4 protein-coding genes are annotated in these 4,326 nt (G+C 76.7%); 1 reads left to right on the forward strand and 3 read right to left on the reverse strand.

Translation table 11 applies throughout. The features are described from left to right. The first annotated feature begins 130 nt into the window (after nucleotides 1–130). Nucleotides 131–1,255 (forward strand): GuaB3 family IMP dehydrogenase-related protein, encoded by a 1,125-nt coding sequence (locus ACFUMH_RS18665; RefSeq protein WP_378209043.1) that lies wholly within the window; start codon nucleotides 131–133, stop codon nucleotides 1,253–1,255. 88 nt (nucleotides 1,256–1,343) lie between these two features. On the opposite strand, the gene ACFUMH_RS18670 is transcribed toward ACFUMH_RS18665, so the two are convergent. The 3 genes from ACFUMH_RS18670 to ACFUMH_RS18680 form a co-directional block, all read right to left on the reverse strand. Continuing rightward, entirely contained in the window at nucleotides 1,344–2,240 is an 897-nt protein-coding gene (locus tag ACFUMH_RS18670; RefSeq protein ID WP_378209045.1) for an ABC transporter ATP-binding protein, read from the reverse strand. Further along, nucleotides 2,237–3,301: a FecCD family ABC transporter permease gene (locus ACFUMH_RS18675; protein WP_378209047.1), complete on the reverse strand. Its 1,065-nt coding sequence runs from the start codon at nucleotides 3,299–3,301 to the stop codon at nucleotides 2,237–2,239. Before ACFUMH_RS18675 ends, ACFUMH_RS18670 begins: the two co-directional genes overlap by 4 nt. Continuing rightward, a partial coding sequence (locus ACFUMH_RS18680; protein ID WP_378209049.1) for a FecCD family ABC transporter permease occupies nucleotides 3,298–4,326 on the reverse strand: 1,029 nt, incomplete at its 5' end. The genes ACFUMH_RS18675 and ACFUMH_RS18680, both read right to left, overlap by 4 nt.

Genomic DNA, 4,326 nt, shown 5'->3' on the forward strand with positions numbered 1-4,326 from the left:
CGGCGCCTAACACCCCGGGCCGGGCCCGCGTCGCCGCCCCCACCGCCGGCCCGCCCCGGCGGCCCCGCGGGGCCCCCCCCGGTGGGGGGGGCGCCGCGGGCCGGTGCGCGTGCGCCGGTAGGCTCGGGGGGTGAGCAGCGACATCGAGATCGGACGCGGCAAGCGCGGCCGGCGGGCCTACTCCTTCGACGACATCGCGGTGGTGCCCTCGCGCCGCACGCGTGACCCGGAGGAGGTCTCGGTCGGCTGGCAGATCGACGCGTACCACTTCGACCTCCCCGTCCTGGCGGCGCCGATGGACTCGGTCGTGAGCCCTGCGACCGCCGTGGCCCTCGGCAAGGCCGGCGGCGTGGGCGTCCTCGACCTCGAGGGGCTGTGGACGCGGTACGAGGACCCGACGCCGCTGCTCGAGGAGATCGCGGCGCTGGACGCCGCGCGGGCGACCGTCCGGATGCAGGAGATCTACGGCGAGCCGATCAAGCCGGAGCTGATCCGCGCGCGCATCCAGGAGGTGCGTGACGCGGGCGTGACGGTCGCGGGCGCCCTGAGCCCGCAGCGGACGCAGGAGCACTGGCGCACGGTGGTCGACGCGGGCGTCGACCTGTTCGTCATCCGCGGCACCACGGTGTCGGCAGAGCACGTGTCGGGGCGCGCCGAGCCGCTCAACCTCAAGCGCTTCATCTACGAGCTCGACGTGCCGGTCATCGTCGGCGGGGCGTCGACGTACACGGCGGCGCTGCACCTCATGCGGACCGGTGCCGCGGGCGTCCTCGTCGGGTTCGGCGGGGGAGCGGCGCACACGACCCGGCTGTCGCTCGGCATCCACGCGCCCATGGCGACGGCGGTCGCGGACGTCGCCGCCGCGCGCCGCGACTACCTCGACGAGTCGGGCGGCCGGTACGTGCACGTCATCGCCGACGGCGGCGTCGGGCGCTCGGGCGACCTGGTCAAGGCGATGGCGTGCGGCGCGGACGCCGTGATGCTGGGCGCCGCGCTGGCCCGCGCCGAGGAGGCCCCCGGCCGCGGCTACCACTGGGGCCCCGAGGCGCACCACCCGGAGCTGCCGCGCGGCGAGCGCGTGCACGTCGGCACGGCCGGCAGCCTCGAGCAGATCCTGTTCGGCCCCGGGCACACCGCGGACGGCACGCTCAACCTCATCGGCGCGCTGCGCCGCGCCATGGCGACGACCGGCTACTCCGACCTCAAGGAGCTGCAGCGCATCGAGGTCGTCGTCTCGCCGTACCAGCCGCACTGACGCGAGCGGCGTCCGCACGACGCGACGAGGGCGGTCACCCCGCGGGGTGGCCGCCCTCGTGCCGTGGCCCTCGTGTCGTGGCTACGGGTCAGGGGACGCGGTCGACGACCGGCTCCTCGGCGCGCACGTCCGCGCGCTCGCCGTCGCCGGCGCGCGGCGGGCCGCCGTGGTGGCGGCCGAGCGGCAGCACGAGCGGCGAGCCGGCGACGGGGTCGGGGACGACGCGCGACTCCATGCCGAAGACGTCGCGCACCATCTGCTCGGTGACGACCTCGGCGGGGTCGCCCTGCGCGTACAGGCGCCCGGCGCGCACGGCGACGAGGTGGTCGGCGTACCGGGCCGCGAGGTTGAGGTCGTGCAGCACCATGACGACGGTCGTGCCGCGCTGCCGGTTGAGGTCGGTCAGCAGGTCGAGCACCTCGACCTGGTGGGCCACGTCGAGGAACGTGGTGGGCTCGTCGAGCAGCAGGACGTCGGTGCGCTGCGCGAGCGCCATGGCGATCCAGACGCGCTGGCGCTGGCCGCCCGACAGCTCGTCGACCGGGCGGTCCGCGAGCTCGAGCGTGTCGGTGGCCGCCAGGGCCTCCTCGACGATCGCGTCGTCCTCCGCCGTCCAGCGGCGCAGCCAGCCCTGGTGCGGGTAGCGACCGCGGCCGACGAGGTCGGCGACGGCGATGCCCTCGGGCGCGACGGGCGTCTGCGGGAGCAGGCCGAGGACGGTGGCGACCTGGCGCGAGGGCATGTCGGTGATCGGCACGCCGTCGAGCAGCACCCGGCCGGAGCGGGTCCTGAGCAGGCGGGCCATCGCGCGCAGGAGCGTGGACTTCCCACACGCGTTCGCGCCGACGACGATCGTCACCTTCCCCGGTGGGACGACGAGCGACAGGTCGTGGACGACGACGCGGTCGTCGTAGCCGATCGTCGCGCCGTCGACCGCCAGCGTGTGCACGGGCCGCTCCGGCGGCGGGGTGGGGCGGGCGCTCACAGGGTGCCTCCCGAGCGGTCGGACCTGGCCAGGAGCCAGAGCAGGTAGGGCGCCCCGACGACGCCGGTGACGACGCCGACGGGGAAGCGGGTGCCGAGCAGGTGCTGGCCGGTGAGGTCGGCGAGCAGGACGAGCAGCGCGCCGACGAGGCCGGCGGGCACGACGAGCGGGCCCGTGCCGCGGACGAGCCGGTGCGCGAGGGGCCCGGCGAGGAAGGCGACGAACGCGATGGGGCCGGTCGTCGCCGTGGCGACGGAGACGAGCCCGACGGCCACGAGGATGAGGGCGAGGCGGCTGCGGTCCGGTCGCACGCCCAGCCCGGCGGCGAGCTCGTCGCCCAGCTGGAGGGCGCCGAGGCGCCGGGCCAGCACGACGGCCACCGGCGCGAGCACGAGCACGGGGACGGCGAGCATCGGGACGCCCTCCCAGAAGGCGTCGTCCAGGCTGCCGCTCAGCCACCGCAGCGCGTCGGCCACCTGGTAGACGTTCGCCCGCGTCAGCGCGTACGAGACGACGGACTGGAGCATCGCGGCGACGCCGATGCCGATCAGCACGAAGCGGGCGCCGTGCATGCCGCGCCGCCACGCGAGCAGGTAGATGGCGGCGGCGACGCCCACGCCGGCGACGACGGCGACCACCGGCACGGCGGCACCGGCGAGGCCGATCGACGTGATCGACAGGACGGCGGCGGCGCTCGAGCCGGCGGTGACGCCGATGATGTCCGGGCTCGCCAGCGCGTTGCGGAGCATGGTCTGGAAGATCACGCCGCCCATGCCGAACGCGACGCCCACGAGGAGCCCGGTCAGCACGCGCGGCAGGCGCAGGCGGCCGACGGTGAACGACGCGCCGGGCACGTCCTGCCCGGCGAGCACGCGCAGGACGTCGCCGAGCGGGTACACGCGCTCGCCGACGACGAGCGCGACGACGGCGACGGCCAGCGTGGCGAGGGCGAGGACGGCGACGAGCGTCCACCACCGGCGCGCGCGGCGGCGGCGCCCCGGGGCGACGGCGCCGCCGAGGCCGGCGGTGGACGCAGCGGGGACGAGCGCGGTCGCGCTCACAGCTCGCGCACCTTCGAGCGGCGGACGATCGCGATGAGCACGGGCGCGCCGAGCAGGGCGGTCATGATGCCGACCTCCAGCTCCTGGGGCCGGGCGACCACGCGGCCGAGGACGTCCGCGCCGACGAGGAGGGCGGCGCCGAACAGCGCCGCGTACGGCAGCACCCAGCGGTGCGACGGGCCGGTGAACCCGCGCGCGAGGTGCGGCATGACGAGGCCGACGAACGCGATGGGGCCCGCGACCGCGACGGCGGCGCCCGAGAGCAGCACGGCGGCCAGGGCCCCCAGCGCGCGCACGGTGCCGGTGTGCTGGCCGAGGCCCGCCGCGAGGTCGTCGCCGAGCGCGAGCGCGTCGAGCCCGCGCGCGACGGCGACGGCGAGCACCGCGCCGACGACGAGGAACGGCAGGATCGCGAGGATCGTGGCCGTGTCGGCGCGGCCGAGCGAGCCGACCTGCCAGAAGCGGAAGGTGTTGAGCACGTCGGTCCGGCTGAGCAGGACCATGCTGATCAGCGACGAGGCGGCGGCGGTGACGGCCGCCCCGGCCAGCGCGAGCTTCAGGGGCGTCGGCCCGCCGCGCCCCGCCGAGCCGATGGCGTAGACGAGGGCCATCGCGGCCCCCGCACCGGCGAACGCGACCCACACGTACCCGGTGAGCGTCGAGAGCCCGAACCAGGCGATGCCGGCGACCACGGCGAGCGAGGCGCCGAAGCTCACGCCGAGGATGCCGGGGTCGGCGAGCGGGTTGCGCGTGAGGCCCTGCATGACCGACCCGGCGAGGCCGAGCGCCGCGCCCACGAGCAGGCCGAGCACCGTGCGCGGCACGCGCGACGCGACGGCGGCCTGCGCGATGTCGTCCGGGTCGGGGTGCAGCAGGCCCGCGACGACGTCCGACCAGCCGACGACGCGCGAGCCGAACGTCACCGACAGCAGGCACACGACGACGAGCGCGACGACGCACACGACGAGGCCGACCGCGCGCCGGCGCGACGACGCCGGCCGCCGCCCGGTGGGCGGGGCCGGCGT

The sequence above is a fragment of the Cellulomonas sp. NPDC057328 genome, from assembly GCF_042667215.1.
Lineage (GTDB): Bacteria > Actinomycetota > Actinomycetes > Actinomycetales > Cellulomonadaceae > Cellulomonas.